The organism is Vibrio rotiferianus CAIM 577 = LMG 21460, from assembly GCF_002741985.1.
GTDB lineage: Bacteria > Pseudomonadota > Gammaproteobacteria > Enterobacterales > Vibrionaceae > Vibrio > Vibrio rotiferianus.
Window position 1 is genome coordinate 71336 of sequence record NZ_APHW01000105.1, and the last position, 20090, is coordinate 91425.

General features: G+C 41.4%; 12 protein-coding genes and 3 pseudogenes. 12 read left to right on the forward strand and 3 right to left on the reverse strand.

All coding sequences use genetic code 11. The features are described 5' to 3' along the window. Positions 1 to 43: 43 nt before the first annotated feature. Entirely contained in the window at positions 44 to 646 is a 603-nt protein-coding gene (locus tag B853_RS21440) for a helix-turn-helix domain-containing protein (RefSeq protein WP_038887598.1), read from the reverse strand. Between the two features lie 222 nt (positions 647 to 868). Here B853_RS21440 and B853_RS26605 point away from each other — a divergent pair. Both B853_RS26605 and B853_RS26610 read left to right on the forward strand, forming a co-directional pair. Continuing rightward, positions 869 to 1120 (forward strand): annotated as a pseudogene (locus B853_RS26605) (transposase); the annotation flags it as partial. Positions 1121 to 1166: 46 nt separating this feature from the next. Next, positions 1167 to 2212 (forward strand): annotated as a pseudogene (locus B853_RS26610) (IS3 family transposase); the annotation flags it as partial. A 142-nt stretch (positions 2213 to 2354) separates the two neighbouring features. Here the strand turns inward: B853_RS26610 and melR (B853_RS21450) are convergent. Further along, positions 2355 to 3293, reverse strand: coding sequence for a transcriptional regulator MelR (gene melR / locus B853_RS21450; protein WP_038887596.1), 939 nt, complete (start codon positions 3291 to 3293; stop codon positions 2355 to 2357). A gap of 284 nt (positions 3294 to 3577) precedes the next feature. On the opposite strand from melR (B853_RS21450), the gene melA reads away from it, so the two are divergent. Continuing rightward, complete coding sequence (gene melA, locus B853_RS21455) at positions 3578 to 4930, forward strand: alpha-glucosidase/alpha-galactosidase (RefSeq protein WP_038887594.1); 1353 nt, start codon at positions 3578 to 3580, stop codon at positions 4928 to 4930. Positions 4931 to 5117: 187 nt separating this feature from the next. Then, positions 5118 to 5393 (forward strand): SemiSWEET transporter, encoded by a 276-nt coding sequence (locus tag B853_RS26940; RefSeq protein WP_038884808.1) that lies wholly within the window; start codon positions 5118 to 5120, stop codon positions 5391 to 5393. A 224-nt stretch (positions 5394 to 5617) separates the two neighbouring features. On the opposite strand, the gene melR (B853_RS21465) is transcribed toward B853_RS26940, so the two are convergent. After that, positions 5618 to 6547: a transcriptional regulator MelR gene (gene melR, locus B853_RS21465; RefSeq protein WP_081641183.1), complete on the reverse strand. Its 930-nt coding sequence runs from the start codon at positions 6545 to 6547 to the stop codon at positions 5618 to 5620. Between the two features lie 257 nt (positions 6548 to 6804). Between melR (B853_RS21465) and B853_RS21470 the strand changes: the two genes are divergently transcribed. From B853_RS21470 to B853_RS21505, 8 genes and pseudogenes are all read left to right on the forward strand, one after another. Beyond that, positions 6805 to 8922 (forward strand): alpha-galactosidase, encoded by a 2118-nt coding sequence (locus tag B853_RS21470; RefSeq protein WP_038884810.1) that lies wholly within the window; start codon positions 6805 to 6807, stop codon positions 8920 to 8922. Positions 8923 to 9013: 91 nt separating this feature from the next. Continuing rightward, positions 9014 to 10392, forward strand: a pseudogene (melB, locus tag B853_RS21475) (melibiose:sodium transporter MelB). 300 nt (positions 10393 to 10692) lie between these two features. Beyond that, on the forward strand, positions 10693 to 11811 hold the full coding sequence (locus B853_RS21480) for a carbohydrate porin (protein WP_038885262.1): 1119 nt from the start codon (positions 10693 to 10695) through the stop codon (positions 11809 to 11811). 746 nt (positions 11812 to 12557) lie between these two features. Then, positions 12558 to 14618, forward strand: coding sequence for an ABC transporter substrate-binding protein (locus B853_RS21485; RefSeq protein ID WP_038884522.1), 2061 nt, complete (start codon positions 12558 to 12560; stop codon positions 14616 to 14618). A 49-nt stretch (positions 14619 to 14667) separates the two neighbouring features. After that, positions 14668 to 15666, forward strand: a complete 999-nt coding sequence (locus B853_RS21490; protein WP_038884521.1) for an ABC transporter permease — start codon at positions 14668 to 14670, stop codon at positions 15664 to 15666. A gap of 9 nt (positions 15667 to 15675) precedes the next feature. After that, entirely contained in the window at positions 15676 to 16755 is a 1080-nt protein-coding gene (locus tag B853_RS21495; RefSeq protein WP_038884520.1) for an ABC transporter permease, read from the forward strand. A 22-nt stretch (positions 16756 to 16777) separates the two neighbouring features. Next, positions 16778 to 18433: an ABC transporter ATP-binding protein gene (locus B853_RS21500; protein ID WP_038884519.1), complete on the forward strand. Its 1656-nt coding sequence runs from the start codon at positions 16778 to 16780 to the stop codon at positions 18431 to 18433. 182 nt (positions 18434 to 18615) lie between these two features. Then, entirely contained in the window at positions 18616 to 20064 is a 1449-nt protein-coding gene (locus B853_RS21505) for a glycoside hydrolase family 32 protein (protein WP_050568951.1), read from the forward strand. The last annotated feature ends 26 nt before the right edge of the window (positions 20065 to 20090 follow it).

Consider the following 20090-nt stretch of genomic DNA (forward strand, 5'->3'; position numbering starts at 1 on the left):
TAGAGTTTTTATCCTACATAAGATATGCTTATGTAGGATTTTTTTATCGATGTAATTCTGCAACACACATTGTAAAAATAATAATATCACTAGTATTATTTATATATTGATGAGGCATATCTGTTCTTGCAATTGCTGATGAGCCTTGCTTTAGTTCGGTTTTTTCACCATCAATATCTAACGTAAGTTTACCTTGGTCCACATGTAATAGCTCATTGGTTCCATGAGGGTGTCCAGAAGACTCAAATTTTTCACCAGGCATAATTGTCCATTGCCATAGTTCTATCATATCAGGCCCTTTAGTCCCTGCTAACAAGCAAGCTTTGCCACCTGACGGGCCTTGCCAGAGAACAGGGATATCTTCTGCTTGAATTACATTAATTTTAGGCTCTTGTGCTACATTGACTATTTCAGCAACAGAAATGCCTAGAGCTGCCGATAGTTTGCACAGGATTGATATACTTGGATTTGCTGTACCTTTTTCTACCTCAACTAACATCCCTTTACTGACTCCAGCCTTTTTGGCTAAAAAGTCCAGAGATAGTTTCTGTTTCTTTCGATGTTCTTTAAGCCTTGATGAAACTGCCAAGCTGACAGATTCAACATTAGCCCCACTACTGGTCGATACATTTACTTTCTTGTTCATTAAATAGGCATATCCGTTACAAATAGGTATCTCATTATATCTACAATTACTCCATATTTGGGAATAGAGCTTGATATTTTGTCGCAAGAATGGCTTTTTTCCTAATTTGAATTGGAGTGAACAGGACTTTTTTAGCGAATTCGAGTGAACTAAATCAGAACCTTACGATCAGAATAATAATACTCACTCACTGGCTACGATTTCATGAGAAAGCCTTAAGATATAACCAACAACAGGCATCAGTACAATACCTCTCTTATCAATCGAGTTTAGTTCACTATTTTGGATTGACGAAGAAGTGATAGATGATTAGAAGCAATCTAACCAGTAAAATCGGTATAGGCTAAGACAGTTTTGTGATCTCACGATAGCTACAATCTAATGGTGAAGCGCTATTTCCCCTTGCCTTTAAGAGCGGTACAAGGCTTTATTGACTCCGTATTGAGACTGGTAAATGTACTATCAGTTTGTCCACTAAACATGAATAACAATAAAAAGCGTACCGTTCATACGTCAGAATTCAAAGCAACTAAATCTCTCCCTGTCCCAAATCTATACATGGTGCAGGAAGGTCAACATGACATCCGACAATAGCGACCATGAATCGGAAATGGCTGCTGAGATCGCTAAGTAGAAAAGACAACTCGCAGAGGAAGCCGAAGAGCTAGAAATAGTAAAAAAGGCAACCTACTTCGTGAAAAATCGAAAGTGGTCATCTATGAGTTTATGCTGGAGCATTTGATCCAGTTCTCGATAACCAGAATGGCTAGTGTTTTACGTGTTTCAAGAAGTGGGTTTTATCACTGGATTATAAACATGCATAAAGAGAGTCAGCGTAACCACCGTCGAAAGCAGCTCGACCAAGCGATAAAAGATGCTTTCAATGAGAGCAAAGAACGTGATGGTGCAGGCGTATCAAAAAATTGCAGAAGAACATGGAGATAGCGAGGATATTAAAACCATCCTAAATAGCAGAAATGTCGAGGGCTTGTTGCAAAGGCGGCTTGCAAATGTAAGGGGACAACAAATTGTAGTCATAAGGTGACTGTTGCTCCGAATTTGCTCGAGTAAAAATTTGATGCGACGAAGCCAAATGAAAAGTGGGTGAGAGATATCACCTCTGTAGTGACAAGTGAAGGCTCGCTCTACCTTGCTGTTATCATAGCGTTCTACTCCCGACAGGTTGTTGGTTGGTCTATGAGTGAGCGAATGACGATTTAGTATGCGATGCTATATCTATGGCGTTGTTTCGTAGAGGCTTCCCTGAAGGCGTTGTCGTGCATAGCGATCGAGGAAGCCAATATTGTTCGTATGACTATCACAGTCTGATTGAGCTGATTAGATTGCAGCAGAGTATCAGTAAAAAAGGTGATCGCTGAGATACTGTGCTGAAAGCTTTTTCCACTCTCTAAAGATTGAAGCTATTCAATATAATCCGTTAATGACACGGGAGCAAATGCGAAAAACGTTTTTGAATATATCAAAGTGGATTAGAAACGGGTTAGAAAACACAGCACTCTTGGTTATCTGAGCCCAGAGCAATTCGAGTTAAAAGAAGTGGCTTAACTTGTTGTCCGGTCTGGCGGGATCGGAACACGTGTTATTAAACCGATCTTTGATAGTTGTAAACACAACATATAATTATCAGTACTAGTGATAGCTTAAAAACACAAGAAACAATCAAACTTTTGTTAATATATTGATATATTTAAAAATCTTTGTTAGGTGTGGAAATGTTATCATTCTTACCTTGACATAGTATGCGGTACTTACGTGGTGTTAAACCTACATATTTTTTAAAGCAATCATAAAATCTGCTACTGGAACTAAAACCTGCCGTAAGAGCTATATCTAATATCGACTTGTCGCTTTCGCTCAAAAGTACTCGCGTATGATTGATTCTCATAGCTGTAATATATTGTTTGATTGTAAGTTGCATTACTCGCTGAAAAATACCCATCGCGTAATTTTGGTTTAATTCAACGTGATTTGATATATCTTGAATGGACAAAGGTTGGCTATGATGCTTAGCGATATACTCTAACATTTGACTAACATAGAATTGAGCATGCTTTGACACTCCGTTGGGCAGAGTTTTTGATGTTTGTTTTGTTAGCAAAGGTGTCCAGCCTGATAAACCAAAGCGTTTAATCATAAGTCCAATTTCATCAATGGCTATTTGCCTTATTTGCTCGTTTCTTTGTCCTAGTTCATCCTGCCAACGGAGAATTTCAAACTCACATATCTGCTGAGAGCGATTAGATTGCACAACTCGTCCGTGAGTAATGTAGTTAACTAGCTCGTGGTTAATTGGCCAAGAAAGGAAGAGATGCATTGGAAGAGTAAATATCGCCATATTGCAGCAATTCCTTGGGTTGGTAAGCCTATGTGGTACACAAGCCCAGAACATCGTTATGTGTCCAGGTTTAAGCTTTACTAGCTCACCATTAATAAGGTATTCCACGCTGTCATCAAAAGGTACATTTATTTCGACTTGCCCATGCCAATGACTCATGTTCATTTTTACAGGTGTTCTTAACTCTACACCTAAGCGTTGATACTCGGAGTAAAGTGAAAGTGGACTTGTATTAGCATGCTCTTTACTAGATGTAATGTCATCGTTTACGGTTATAGACGAATTAGTCATGATGATCAAAGTAATTAATTTAGCTTAGGTAATGAACATTATACTACCACGATTTAGGGAAAAATTTGACTCTACTTTCAATATGTTTCCTAAAAACAATTTCCTAGTAAATAGAATCATTTCCCATTCCTACTTAAATTTTTCCCAATTTCTAATATTTCATCAAAGTCAAAGAGGTAATCTGAGGATCTGGGAATCATCGTTCATTTATCCGCACGAATTCTCTGACTTTTTATGACAAATTTAAGTTCGTAACCAATCATTGAATCTTTAAGGAGTGAAAAGTGAAATACCCAAAAATTACTTTTATCGGTGCAGGATCTACTGTTTTTGTTAAGCACATTCTAGGAGATGTTTTCCATCGCCCAGCATTAAAACAATCACATATTGCTTTGATGGATATTGATGAGTTTCGTCTAGAAGAGTCTCAAGTTGTTGTGCAAAAGCTAATGGACTCTGCCGGAGCAACCGGCACAATTACTTGCCATACCAATCAGAGAGAAGCTTTGGTGGATGCTGACTTTGTTGTAGTAGCATTTCAGATCGGAGGGTATGAACCATGTACAGTTACTGACTTTGAAGTATGTAAAAAACATGGGATAGAGCAGACTATTGCCGATACACTTGGCCCTGGAGGTATTATGCGAGCGTTACGCAGCATTCCCCACTTATGGTCAATTTGTGATGATATGACGGAAGTGTGTCCTAAAGCCACGATGCTCAACTATGTCAACCCTATGGCTATGAATACTTGGGCAATATATGCCAAATATCCGCACATCAAACAGATTGGGCTTTGCCACTCAGTTCAGGGTACTGCTGAAGAATTGGCAAGAGATCTGGATATTGAATATCAGGACCTACGATATCGTTGTGCTGGTATAAATCATATGGCTTTCTATTTGGAGCTTGAGCGTAAAGATAGCAACGGAAACTATGTAAATATCTATCCAGAACTACTAAATGCATATGAAGAAGGTCGCGCACCAAAATCAAATATACATGGTAACTCACGCTGCGAGAACATTGTACGCTACGAAATGTTTAAGAAGTTAGGTTATTTCGTTACTGAATCTTCAGAACACTTTGCGGAATATACTCCTTACTTTCTTAAAGCCAATCGCCCTGATCTTATTGAGCGCTATAAAGTTCCAATTGATGAATACCCTAAGCGTTGCATTGAACAATTAAGTAGTTGGAACCAAGAGTTAAAAGAGTATAAATCTGTTGACCGAATCGATGTTGAACAGTCTAACGAGTATGCTAGTACGATTATTCACTCTCTATGGACAGGAGAACCTAGTGTAATCTATGGTAATGTTCGAAATGATGGGTTAATTGATAATTTACCACAAGGATGTTGTGTTGAGGTGGCATGTCTAGTTGACAACAATGGTATTCATCCAACTAAAGTAGGGCAAATACCTTCGCACCTAGCTGCACTTATGCAAACGAATATCAATGTTCAGACTTTACTTACTGAGGCTGTGTTAACTGAAAACAAGGAACGTGTATATCATGCAGTTATGTTAGACCCTCATACAGCAGCAGTGTTGAGCATAGATGAAATCTATGCATTAGTGGATAACTTAGTAGAAAACCATGGAGACTGGCTACCAGCGTGGTTACGGTCATAAGATAGACCATAGGAAAAACTGATTATAGGCTGGTCAGTGTTAGTACTGTCCAGTCTGTTTTTATAAAATAATATTAAATTAGTTAAGGTATGTAATATGTGCATAAGCCATGTTACGAATAGGTAATAAATACTATTAACTCTCAAGAAAATTAATAAAAATAGCATTCGTATTAAAAGGATTAATTATGGAGTACTATAGCATTATTGGTTATTTAGCAGCGTGTTTAACGACACTATCATTCTTACCTCAGGCAGTAGTGGTCATTAGAACTAGGGATACACGAAGTATCTCTATTACAATGTATATTATGTTTGTATTAGGTGTGTTCTTGTGGTTTGTTTATGGGGTAATAATTAACAATAGTGTTGTTGTCTTTGCTAATGTGATAACATTTGTTTTTGCATTCCCAATATTGGTTATTAAATACCTTGAACAGAGGAAATGTAAGAGAATTAAGTAATTATCATCCCATGATATTTTTAGGTTTAATCGATTTCCCCTGATGGTTCAAGAAAAATAGGATTCCATGAACTTATGAACTTATGAACTTATGAACTACAGTCTGAATGCTGTAGTTCATGCCTAAAATTTCGTAAAACCATCAAATGGAAGTAGTAAAAAGACCATGTTGATTAGCTGGTAAGTAAATTCCTACTATTTTTGGGAAATTTAAGCTGTTACTTCCTATATTGTTTGGTCTCGGAATTTCTGAGGTGTAATACCTACATGGTTTTTAAAAGCTGAAAAAAAGGACCCCGGGTGTTTAAAGCCACTGTCATTGGCAATATTTTTTATTGGTTTTCGAGTATTGCTCAGTAACACTTTTGCATGGTTTATACGCATAATAATCAAATATTGCTTTATTGAGACACTCAGCATATTCTTAAATAACCCCATGGCATATTTTGGATGCAGTTTTACATGGGCAGCAATGTCATCGACTTTAATGTCTTTATTGTGATTCTTAGCAATGTAATCAAGCATGAGCTGCACGTTTTTATAGCTTGTATCACTTGGGTGACGAGTAGACCCATTGCGCAGGAAGCTGAACATTTCCACATTATAGTCGAACGAGCAGAGGCGGCGTAACATTAAACAAACTTCGTCACTGACTATCCCATTCCTCACGCTATTTTCGCTGTGATAGCAGTTAAGCCAACGATTACTTTCTGAAAGGCTGATAACCCCATCAGTCTGAGACGTGATAACCCCACCATGCATCACTTGTTGTACAAACTCTTGGGGTAACACCCAACCAAGAAAAGCACTCAATGGTATATTAATGATCCCAAGTATAGCATCGTCACTGACCATACTTACTCTATGAGGCGTCACCGCCCAAAACACAGCCATCTCTCCAGAAGAGATTTGGACGTTAGCATTGTTGATTGCGTATTCAAGCGTCCCTTCATGCAATACATTGATTTCTACTTGCTGGTGCCAATGATAGTCAGCCATACAAAAAGGTTTGCGCTGCTCAAAACTCAACTCGGTGTCGACATCAAGTAAAGGTGCTGAGCGCAAATCATTGACTAAATAGTTGACGTTTTCAGACTGAAATACTTCTAGGTTAAGCATGTTAAATTGTCCAAATAGCGTTTGATTAGGTGCCATAAAGTAAGTTTTCTGGATAAGCCTATCAGATGGTGTTTGTTTGAAATGTGATCCATATTTGCTTTGTGAGCTTGTTTGTAAGGGGGAGTAAGGTTTTATGCTTAGTGTGGAATATGTAATTTGGTTTTGCTTTTCATCTAAAGAATCTTAAAAAGTAAGGTTTGGTGACGTGGGTGTTTATTTCGATTTGATGACAAAAGAAGAGTCGTTTAATTTGACTGCAAGTTAATCGTTTGCCACATGTCGAGTAAGGTGTAATGAAAGAGAAAAAACTAATTGAGTTAAGCGGAACAGAGTCCCAACTGATTATCGAGGTAGGCGACTTTGCAGAAATTCTACACTGGGGTAAAAAGCTAAGTGGCAGCCTAGAAAACTTTCGCTCCGCTTTGCATCGTCCGGTTCCACATGGACGCTTAGATAAAGACGTAGCCATGACAACGTTACCTGAACTTGGTCGTGGTGTATTCAGCAGCCCGGGGCTGGAAGGGCATCGTGATGGGCAGGACTGGGCGCCAGTATTCTTCCTAAAAGATATTCAACAAAGTAATACTCAAATCAGTATTTCAAGTGAAGATGAGCAGGCTGGGCTACAACTGTTAACAGAGATTTGTTTAGATGAATTTGATGTAGTTAAAACACGTCACACCTTAACTAACCTCAAGTCCGGTCAATATTTCGTCAACCGCTTTGCGAACTCAATGCCATTACCTGTAAGAGTCAATGAATTGATGACGTTCCACGGCCGTTGGGCAAGAGAATTCCAAACACAACGTCAGCCGCTTCTTCATAACGGCTATCAGCAAGAGAACAGACGCGGTAGGACTTCCCATGAACACTATCCGGCAATGGTGGCTGGTACGTCTAACTTCAGTGAGACCCACGGCGATGTTTGGGGATTCCACTTTGCTTGGAGCGGTAACCATCGATTACGTGCCGATGTAAAAACGGATGGTCGTCGTATGATGCAAGCTGAAGTGATCTATTTTCCTGGAGAAGTCGCGCTGGAAAAAGGGGAAAGCATTGCTACGCCATGGTTGTATGCAAGTTACAGTGAGAACGGACTCAATGAGATGAGTCATCAATTCCATTCGCATGTAAGACACTCGATCATCGCGGAAGACTTTCAGAAGAAGTTACGTCCGGTGCATTTGAATACATGGGAAGGGATCTATTTCGACCACGATCCTGAATACATCATGGAAATGGCCTCGCAAGCAGCAGAAATGGGAGTGGAGCGTTTTATCATTGATGACGGATGGTTCAGAGGTCGCGATGATGACACAGCGGCATTAGGGGATTGGTTCTTGGATGAGCGCAAATACCCAAATGGCCTTGAGCCAGTTGTCGATCACGTTAATGCATTAGGCATGGAATTTGGTTTGTGGTTTGAGCCAGAAATGATCAATAAAGACTCAGGTTTATACCGCGAACATCCGGATTGGCTGCTAGCTGTCGATGGTTATGAACAACCGACAGGCAGACATCAACATGTTATTGATTTGCAAAACGATGATGCGTTCAACTTCTTATACGAACGATTGGATCATTTCTTAAGCACCTACAATATTCGCTACATCAAGTGGGATATGAACCGAGAAATCGTTCAGCCTGCGCATGATGGCGTGGCATCTGGCCGCAAGCAGACAGAGCGTTACTACCAGTTGGTCGATAAGGTAAGAGCCAAATTCCCTCACGTCAGTATTGAGTCCTGCGCGGGTGGCGGTGGCCGTATTGACTACGAAATTTTGAAACGCACTGACCGTTTCTGGCCCTCGGATAATAACGATGCGTTAGAAAGGCAAGGGATCCAGCGTGGTATGAGTTACTTCTTCCCGCCAGAAGTGATGGGCAGCCATATTGGATCTGATAAATGTCATTGTACTCGCCGCCGTCATAGTATTGAGTTCCGTGGATTGACGGCACTGTTTGGCCATATGGGAATAGAGCTTGATCCGGTGAAAGAAGATAGTGATGAAAAAGCGAACTTTGCTCGTTATGTCGCGCTACACAAGCAGTTACGTGATCTGTTACATACTGGGAAAATGTGGCGTACCCCGACCGATGATAGATCGCATCAGATAATGTCAGTCGTATCGGAAGATCAATCCGAAGCGGTTGTGATGGTTGCTCAATTGGATATGCCAACACATTCACTAAGTGGCAACCTGAGAATATTAGGCTTGGATGATTCAGCAACTTACCGTATTTATGTTTTGGACGCGCCGGCAAATTACAACGACATTGTCGTATTCCAGCCGCCTTGGACTGAAGCTGGTTGCGAACTCAGTGGTGAGTGGTGCAAAGAGGTTGGTTTAAGCATGCCGCTACTCGATCCAGAAACTGCGATGTTAATTAAAGTCGAGAAGATAAATTGATTCGGTATCTCGGATAAATAAAACGGCTTTGGCTATCAATGAAATGTCGTTGGTAGCCAATTATGCCGAAGACAAAGAACAGGGTAGTAACATGTCTAATCAAATAACGATAAAAACCAAAGCATCCTACGGACTTGCTGCATTAGGTAAAGATTTCGCCTGTGCACCTATTTATATTTTTTTAATGTTTTACTTTACCGATGTAGCCGGTCTCTCGGCAGGCTTTATCGGCACTATCTTTTTAGCTGCGAGAATTATCGACGCTGTGACAGATCCCATGATGGGATGATAGTAGACAACACCCGCTCAAGATTTGGTAAGTTCCGTCCTTGGATTGTCATTGGAACACTTTTGAATGCCGTCGTTCTGATCGCTTTATTCCGCACTCACACGTTTGAGGGCACTCCTCTTTATATCTATGCCGCAGCGGCTTATATTTTGTGGGGCTTAACTTACACAATCATGGATATTCCGTATTGGTCGATGATACCAGCATTATCCAGCTCCCGAGAGGAAAGAGAGAAATTAGTCATTTGGCCGCGTATGTTTGCCAGTCTTGCTTGGTTTCTAACTGGTACTTACGGTCTGACTATCATTGGCAAGTTAGGTAACGGCGATCAGGGGGAAGGTTTTTCCAATCTCGCAATGCTAATAGCCGTACTGTTTATTATGAGCGCATTCTTAGTCGCAAGAAATGTTAAAGAGAGTGTGACTGTTGATAAAACAACGGAAAGATTTAACTTAAAAGATGTGGCTAATATTTTAAAGTCTAATGACCAACTCAAAGTATTAATCAGTTCTGTACTGACGTTCCAGATTGCCAATATGATATTTGGAGGCTTTGCAATCTACTACTTCACTTATGCTTTGAATAAGGCTGAATTGTTTTCTACCTATATGATGGTGTCAGGGATTGCTGAATTCATCGGTGTTATTACTTTTCCTTATATAGCAAAGTTATTCCCTCGTAAAAACTTATGGCTAATTGCATGTGGTCTTGCGGTCTTATCTTGCGTTCTATTGTATGTAATGCGTGCTTTTGTTCCTGGTAGCGTATTTCTGATAGCCATAGGAGCTGCCGCGAAATCATATGGTGTGGGCATTGTAAATGCACTTCAGACCGTAATGTTAGCTGATGTTGTCGATTATGGGGAATATAAGACAGGTCACCGAAGCGAGAGCGTCATTTTCTCGGTACAAACTATGTTGGTTAAGTTTGCAGGCGCAGCGGGCGGATTCGTTGTCGGTGTTGGCCTGTCATTCGTTGGGTATATCCCCAATGCAGTTCAAAGTAGCGAAACCATTGCAGGCTTGGAATTTATGATGATTGGGCTTCCGGCATTATTAATGATAGCCAGTATCGTTGTTTACCGAAAATTCTATCGTCTTCATGACGGTTTTGATAAAAACAAAATTGAAACGGCGATGGAGAGATATGGCTTTAAACGACCAATATTGCTTAGCAACTAAGTAAATAAACCGTAAATTTCCCTCTGATTAAATAATATTGAGGGAAAGGATAACAATTTTATAATCGAGCGAGTACCTTACCTAAACTAATGAATAGTGAATTATCACTATATTAACACTGCTTCTTATTTATTATTAATTAACTTGTTGGATAAAAAATCACTAAGTTATTTAATTTAAAATAAGATAATAAAAGTAACAGAATTTAATTCAGTAACGGAAATATTGTCTTTTTACGAAAGGGCGGGATTTATATTGTTTAAATTCCACGATTTAATAAAAACAAATATAGGTAAAATTATGAACAGAACATTTAAACTATCTCTGGGCGCCGTCTGTGTATCATTTGCACTATCAGCAAATGCTGGTGTTAAGATCATTGATAATGAACTAGGTAACTTTTCTATTGCTGGTAATGTTGAATTAAACTTTAACTACCGCGATCGCGAGTCGAATGCGTCAGATGACCAAGAGTTTAACCAGGACGGTCGTGTGCTGATTGAATTTGCAGGCGAAAAATACACAGATAAAGATTACTTTGTCGGTGTTAAGGCACAGCCACTATTTGAAAGCACTGGTAAGGTTGTATTGGATGATGCTTACTTTGAGTTTGGTAAAAAGGATGGCTGGGCAATAAAAGCAGGTCGTTTTGAGGGAACAGATATGTTCCCTGTGGGTTTGGATGTATTCCTCGAATATTCGGGCGATACCTCTAATGATCTTTACACCGATGGCTGGGCATACACTTACCAACTGAAAGAAGCGCGTGGTCGTGGGTCTGATGGTCAATTGATGTATCACCAGACGTTTGGCAACCTATATGTTGAACTGGGTTCGATGATGGGCGACCGCTCCAACCTGTTTAGGGATGGTGTTGATGGCACCTATCATGGAAATGAAATCGATAAAAGCAAAGACTCATTTTTAGTTCGTCCTCTTATCGCTTACGATTTAGGTCAATTCCGCATTGCCGCAGCGATGGAAACAAATTTAGTTTCTAATGCAGTTGTGGCCAATGGTGTCGATATCTCCGACCGTACTGGCTATGGCGTCACTGGTAACTGGTCTAACGATGGTTGGTCAGTTAACGTCAATGTTGCTTATCTGGACGCAGTTGATGAGACCAACTTTAGTACTGGCGTCAACGCGCTCTGGAACAATGTCGGTATTGGCTATGTGTATGCAGACAACGAATACGACAACAAAGAGCTTTCAGGATGGGTGGATGGCAATGTTGAAGTATCAACCATTTACGCATCATATGCTTTGAGAGATGTATTAGACGTTAAGGATTTCTCAATCCTGTTAGGTTCGTACTATACCTGCATTTCGAATAAGCTAACTCAATCACAATCTGATGAATATTTTAAAGAATATGATGATTTTGGTGCTCGAGTTCGTCTGTTTTATGCGTTTTAAATCTGATTGGGTGTGACATCACCTAAGCCATAGTTAATACCAGCATGGGTATTAGCTATGGCTTATCCATCTTTTCTCTGGTGGTTTAACTGTGTTCAAGTACCTTATAACTTATACAACGCCTTCCTCTGCTTAATAATTGTCAATACTTACACTGTTTACCTACGCGTTAATATTCTGCATCAACTAATACGCTCCTTTTCTTCTCTTCCTGAGCCCCCCCCTTAATTTATTCATCATATTAATAGACTAAAAGCCCTGTAGGTCAAAATCGCACACGAACATTGCACGATTCAGGTGTTATCCATGAACAAATATGAATGTATAAGTATTAAATACTCATCGTCGGTCTATTATTTTGTTAATAACTAATACAAATCTTGTACGGGAGCCAAGGAGGGGCATTTTTCTACATAAAAAACCTGACTATTCCAGATAAATAATACTGTGATCTACATAATGTTTTTATGGATTTTAATGACAAAAAGTAAGAATGAAAAGGTGAAGTAAACACGGTTTATAGGTATTGGAGTGTACGATTGTTTGAGTCTATACCATGGATAGTGTCGGTTATTTCGTGGTTTTATTTGATTGTGTAAGGAATTAATCCATTTACTCTGGAAAAGTAAGAATTGGTGATGTGAGGTCAGAACTGGATTTGATGATAATTAAAGAGTCGGATAATTTGAATAAACAAAAAGAAATAACACGTACTCTACCATCCATATATTAAAGGACCGTGCATAATGAATTATAAGAAGCATCTATTTGGACTCTCAATTGTATGCATATGCTTTCCTGCATTATCGGAAACGCTGCCAGCAGGAGCGACGAAAATTCCGAAGGCTTCGGAAATACCAAATCGCTTATCTATTGAATATTTTTCTCCTGAGCAAATGGTTGAGTTCAAAAAACTTGACCACTATTCAGAGCCTCAATGGCTCACCGATAATTACGTAAAAACCGGTAAATTGCCGCCAGTTGAGCAACGTTTGCCTGATGTTCCAATGGTATTAAAAACGGCGTCTATGCCTGACGGCGTCGGCGTTTACGGCGGCGTTCTTCGCCATGTTATCGGTGGCCGACCACAGGGCTGGAACTGGTCTGCTGCACACTCTCAAGGGTGGGGCGGTATCAATTATACCGTGCAGCAATGTTTAACACGCACTGGTCCGATGTATCAGATTAAACCTGATGAGCTAGAAGTTCTGCCGAATCTGGCTCAGAGTTGGGAGTGGTCTGATGACGGCATGGCGTTAACCATGCATCTGATTAAAGGAGCTAAATGGTCAGACGGAGAACCATTTACCTCCGAAGACGTACGCTTCTACTGGGAAAATACCGTTTTAGAACCAAGAATTCCGTCGTTCTCTTCGCAAAACGCATTGGGTGAAGGGGCTACTCTGGAAATCGTTGACGAATACACCATTCGCTGGCACTTCGAGAAAGCATTTCAGAATCAGGCACTTTATAACATGGCCTTTATGACATTCTGTCCGGGGCCGGCACATATTCTAAAACCACTTCATCCTAAGTATAACGATAACGTCACGTTTGAGGATTTTAGCAACGCGTTACCTGCCAATGCAGTACCTACGGTCACGATGGGACCATGGGTACCAGTCAGCTACAAAGAAGATCAGATTATTGTGCTGCGCCGTAACCCTTACTACTGGAAAGTGGACGAAGCGGGTAACCAACTGCCTTATATCGACGAAATGCGTTACAAGCTTTCTACGTGGGAATCGCGAACATTAGAGACCATGTCAGGCAGTGCGGATTTTTCCAATATGGAAAACCCGCCAATATATATTGAAACGTTACGCAAACTCGCTTCGCCTAATTCACCAACTCGAGCCATGTTTGGGCCACGTAACCTGGCGTTCCAGATTCAGATGAACATGAACCCGACATTATCTGTCAGCGATGACCGAGAAGCGGCGATTCGACAATTGAATCGAGACCTCAAATTCCGTAAAGCGATTTCTCATGCCATAGACAGAAAAAGCTTAGGACAAGCCTTGGTTAAAGGTCCGTTTACGGCTGAATATGCCGGTGGTTTGCATCCGGAAACGGCCTTTTATCGAGCAGATGACGTCGTTTATTTTCCATACAACCCAAGCTTGTCTAAACAGTATTTAGCAGAGTTAGGGCTGGTTGATACTGACGGCAATGGTGTTGTGAACTTCCCTAAAGAGGTGAATAGCGGCGATGACGTTGAAATTGTACTAAACAGCGGCAACGGTACTGCGGACGGAGTCTTCAATGAAAACCTGGTTTCTATGATGTCTGACATTGGTATCAAACTGATCCCAAGGTTACTCGATAGCGTTCAGGGTGACTCATCGCGTGATGCGGCAGATTTTGACTGGCGCTTAAATCGCAGTGACAAAGAATTAATCGTTCCAATGCAACGTATGGAGTGGTTAGCGCCAATTGCGCAGAGTGGTCCGGTATGGCACCGAGGTACCGAAAATAAACCGCAGGTACTTCAGCCGTTTGAAGAAAAGATGGTGACCTTAGCTCATCAGATATTCGCTGAGCGTGACACGGCGAAACAAGCGGATCTTATTGGTCAGTTAAACCATGAAATGACCAAAAATGTGTACCACGTCGGCTTGGTCGCCTATCCAGGGGCTTTACTCGTTAACAAGCGTATTAAGAACGTGCCTAACGCACCAATCACGGCATACCAGTGGGCCGAAGATGCCGTCATGCGCGAACGTTTTTGGGTACCACAAGATCAGCAGCTGAAAGAACTGCAGCCACACACTGTTCCTGAGTACAAGCTTGATACTAAGAAGTAATACAAGGATAAGGCGGGAAGCAATCTCCCGCCTGAATATGGGATGTAACATGATTGAATTTATTACTAAACGGATACTTAGCACTATCGGTTTACTGCTTGTACTTAGTGCTATCACTTTCGTCATCATCCAACTGCCAGATGGAGATTACGGCGATTTAATTAAAAACCAAGCGATTTCTATGGGCGGGGCTTCTCCGGAGCAGGCTCAGCAGTTAGCGGATGCTGCCAGGGAGCGTTATGGCTTAAACGAACCAGTTCTGACTCAGTACGCGAATTGGTTAAAAAATATCGTTTTCCACTTTGATTTTGGCTACTCGTTTGCTTACAACAAACCCGTTATGGACGTTGTTGGAGAACGTTTACCAAGAACGATTTTTATCGCGCTGGGGTGTCATATAGGAGCGACTTTATTAGGGGTGTTTGCGGGGATTTTCGCTGCGACTAACCAAAATAGAATCGGGGACAGAGTGGCGACGTTATTGTCCTTTATCGCGATGACTGTGCCTCGATTCGTTATGGCCATCATTATCGTTTATTTCATGATATTCGCCTGGGACATTGGTTCGATAGGCGCGATGAACTCTCCCGAATATCTATTTGAACCGATGTCCTGGAATAAGTTCTTCGATACCTTGGTTCACATCTGGCCGGTAATCTTTATTGCAGCCTTCGGTGGTATGGCATTCAACCTTCGACTGATGCGCGGTAACTTGCTCGATATTCTAAAAATGCAATACATCGAAACGGCTCGTGCAAAAGGGCTACGTGAAAGCAAAGTTATTTATAAACATGCAGTACCGAATGCCTTACATAGTTTGATTTCTTATCAGGGTGTTGCATTGCCTTACATGATTACCGGCGAGATGGAAGCGGCGATGGTTCTTGGAATACCAACCATTGGTCCTCTGATCATTTCTGCAATGGCAGAGCAGGATACGTATGTTATCGGCACGATTATGTTGCTGGTCGCTGCTTTGCTCATTATCGGCAACCTAATCTCCGATTTATTGTTAGCCATCTTAGATCCAAGAATTCGTTTATCGTAGGTAGTACTCATGAAACAATCACAAAGTTACTCGAGCTTAGTTTGGATACGTTTCAAACGAAATAAAATGGCATTGATGAGTTTAGTTCTGCTTACTCTTCTTGGCCTGACGTCTATTTTCGCCCCGTTTTTTTCGTCTAACGATCCAACGGTGCGCTTTAGTGAAAATATTTATGACGCGCCAGCGAATATTAATTTCTTCGATTCTGAAGGTAATTTTCATTTACGTCCTTTTGTGTACGAGAAAGTCGTTGATCTTGATCCTGTTACTTTCTTACCTGTCGTCACAGAAAATAAGGACAGTCGCATTCATTTAGAATTCTTTCACCAGGGCTGGGAATACGAATTTTTGGGTATGAGCTTTAATACTCATTTAGTTGGGTTAGAAGATGGCTCACCACTTTTTCTACTTGGTTCAGACAACTTAGGGCGAGATCTGCTTGCTCGTTGTTTCTTCGGTAGCCGAATTACCTTGATCTTTGCAATTACGGTTGTGTTCGTTGTGGTCTCTGTCGGTACAGTTGTCGGTATTCTGTCTGGTTATTATGGTGGCCGATTCGATTTCGTTGTACAGCGTATTGCAGAGTTGGCTTTAGCATTCCCTGCGGTGCCACTCTATCTAGCGCTGATCGCGGTGTTACCAAAAACAGCCGATTCACTGAGTGTCTTTATCATGCTCATCGTTATCCTGTCGTCACTGCAGTGGGCATTTGTTGCTCGTCAGGTTCGCGCGCAAGCCCTGTCGATGCGTAACCTGGATTACATTCGAGCAGCGAAATCAGTGGGTGCAAAAGATATGCGTATTGTACTTCGTCATATTTTGCCTAACGTCACCAGTAACGTAGTTGTTCTTGCGACCATTATGTTGCCAACCATCGTACTGACCGAAAGTTTCTTCAGCTTTTTGGCTGTAGGGGTAAAAGCACCCATGTTTAGCTGGGGTTCATTGCTTAATGCAGCCGGACAATTCCAAACCATCGGTTCTTATCCGTGGCTGCTTTATCCCGTTGGTTTCATCTTAGTTGCTGTATTAGGTTTTAACGCACTTGGTGACGGTCTGCGTGACGCCGTTGACCCGTACTCTAATTAACCGCTGATGTTGAGGAAAGATTATGCAAGATAGAAATACACCTGATAGTCAAGCGGCTAACAGACAAACAATTGCGAGAGTGGCAGGCCTTAATGTGAGCTTCAAAACCGAAGATGGTTTGGTGGAAGCACTGAAAGGCGTGAGTTACAACATTAAAGCGGGTGAAATGGTCGCGCTGGTTGGTGAGAGTGGATCGGGTAAATCGGTCTCAGCCCGCTCGCTAATGGGGTTATTACCTAAACATGCGCAAGTCGGAGCAGAGAGTAAGGTAACGTATCGTGATGTCGATATCACAGCAGCAAACGAGCGTCAGTTGTTGAAGCTACGTGGAAATAAGATCTCAATGATCTTTCAAGAACCGATGACTTCGCTAAACCCGCTTTATACGCTTGGTGAACAAGTCAGTGAAGCGATATTGGTCCACCAGAAAATATCCAAAGCTGAGGCGAAAAAGCGAACCATTGAGCTTTTTGAAGCAGTTCAACTTCCTCATCCGGAAGAACGTTTTGATCAATATCCTCATCAGCTTTCTGGTGGCCAGCGTCAGCGAGTCATGATCGCGATGGCACTGACCAATAACCCAGACTTACTGATCGCTGATGAGCCTACGACTGCACTGGATGTGACGGTGCAGGCCAATATTTTACGCCTGATTAAGAACTTGCAAGAAAAAACGGGTATGAGTGTGTTGTTAATTACCCACGATTTAACCATTGTCCGTCAGTTTGCAGACTACATCTATGTGATGAAGCGTGGTGAAGTGGTGGAGCACGGATTAACCGAGAATATCTTCACCAAAGCCGAGCACCCTTATACAAAAATGCTGATCGACTCTGAACCAAAAGGCGTTGCGTCACCGGTGCCTCAGGCCTCTCCGGTCATTTTGCATGCTGAAAAAATGCGAGTGGAGTTTAAATTAGGCAAGAAAGGTTGGTTTAGTCGTGAGCCAGAGAAAAAGCTGGTCGCGGTTGATGATATCTCCGTGTCGCTCAAACGTGGTGAGACACTGGGCATTGTTGGCGAGAGTGGATCAGGCAAAACGACGCTCGCAATGGCGATGTTCCAGCTGCTCAATTCTGGCTACATCAAAGGTAACGTCAATTATGACGGGCAGTGCCTGAACAGCATTACCAACGAACAACTTCGCGTTTTGCGCAAAGAGCTTCAAGTTGTATTCCAGGACCCATTCTCATCGCTAAATCCTCGTCTTTCGGTGAAGCAGATATTGGAAGAGGGGCTGATCGTCAACGGCCTGTATCCTGATCCGAGTAAACGTTTGCTGAAACTGGAAAAATCGCTATTGGATGCAGGGCTATCCGCTAATATTCTCAACCGCTACCCACATGAATTCTCTGGTGGTCAGCGTCAAAGGATTGCCATTGCAAGAGCTCTTGTGCTTGATCCAAAAGTGATTTTATTGGATGAACCAACATCGGCTCTGGATTTAACCATTCAGAACCAGATTGTCCAATTACTTAAGCAGCTCCAGGAAAAACGTGGCATCTCTTATCTATTCATTAGCCATGACTTACGAGTGGTAAAATCGCTTTGTCACCGAGTGCTAGTGATGAGACATGGTGAAGTTGTGGAAGAAGGTTTAACTATTGATGTGTTGGAAAATTCAAAAATGGAATATACACAGAAACTAATAAAAGCGGCTTTTGAAATAGCGGCGTAAAGATAATTCATATTATATTTTTCATCCCGATTTTATATTCAAGATGATCGTTATGATGCACGTTGAATTTACTTGAAAGATAAATTCAACGTGCACTTATTCCTTAAATAAGTTTAAGAATAACTTGAATGGTTATTCGATTTTACTTAAATAGCAAAGGTTAAATCCCGGAAATAAATAACATGCAACAACTAGCAAAAGATATTTTTCGTCCAACAATGCACTTTACGCCACCGTTCGGTTGGATGAACGACCCAAATGGTTTGGTTTACATCAATAATGAGTACCACTTATTTTATCAGTTCTATCCCTATGCGAATAAGTGGGGGCCGATGCATTGGGGACATGCTGTTAGTGCTGAGCTGCGAAATTGGCAACACTTACCTCCAGCGTTGGTTCCAGATGAAAAAGGCATGTGTTTTTCAGGCAGTGCTGTGGTGGATTGGCGTAATACCAGTGGCCTGTTTGACAGCGAAGCACAGCCAGGTGTGCTGGCATTTTACACCGCGTGTATTGCCCACGATGACGGCAGAGACAGTGAACAAATGCAGAGCCTCGCTTACAGCAAAGATGGTGGTTTTAGTTGGAATAAACTCACTGACAATCCGATATTACCTAATCCAGGTTTAAAAGATTTCCGCGATCCGAAGGTAATTTGGCACGAGCAAAGCCAGCACTGGGTGATGGTGGTAACAGAGGGGCAGGAGATAGGCTTTTATCGTTCCAAAGATCTTAAGCAGTGGGAGAAAACGTCTAACTTTGGATTGAAAGAGGGTAAACATGACGAGATGCCTTGGGAGTGTCCGGATCTTTTCCCAATTCAATTAGAAGGCTCCGAGACTTGTTATTGGGTATTAATTGTTGGTGTTCAACGTTGCAGTCACGCAGGTGGTTCAGGCACGCAATACTTCATCGGCCAATTTGATGGAGAACGCTTTACCAACCACCATGATGCAGAAACGGTTCTTTGGCTTGATTATGGCCGAGATTATTATGCCGCCCAAACTTGGTCTGATGTGACAGATGGTCGTCGTACCTCAATCGCTTGGATGAGCAATTGGTTGTACGCTAACGATGTTCCAACTCAGGCATGGCGAAGCGCAATGAGCGTTCCTCGAGATTTAAAACTATCACGAACTCAGTCGGGTTTGCGCCTTTTATCTTCTTTACCTAAACCATGGCTCAATGAAAGAGATAACATTACTTCTCACGACAAAACACTCCATGCGGGAGATTGCTTAGTTATATCTCAGAATTATCATGCAGGGATATTAGATGGCAATTTGTATTTGCATAGAGGAAGTTCAATTTCTATTTCGCCGTTAGGTAATAGATGTTTAACATATAATATTGAACGTGACGAAAAAAGTATTGTTATAACTACGATTCGAAAAGTGGGTGTTGAAGGTGAAGATAATTATAATAATATGTTCAGTCACGAAACCAGTTTAACTATTCCTGATAGTGACTGTTTGCAATTTACGTTAATTGTTGATCGTTGCTCGAGCGAACTTCTTCTACAGGATGGGGAATACTGTTTTACAAACTTGAGTTTTCCTCAGGAAGCCAGACCTATAAATATTTATTGCAGGATTGGGAGTGGGGATTTAAGAAATTTGATTTTTTTATAAGAAGTTATACCCATTCAACTTGAAGA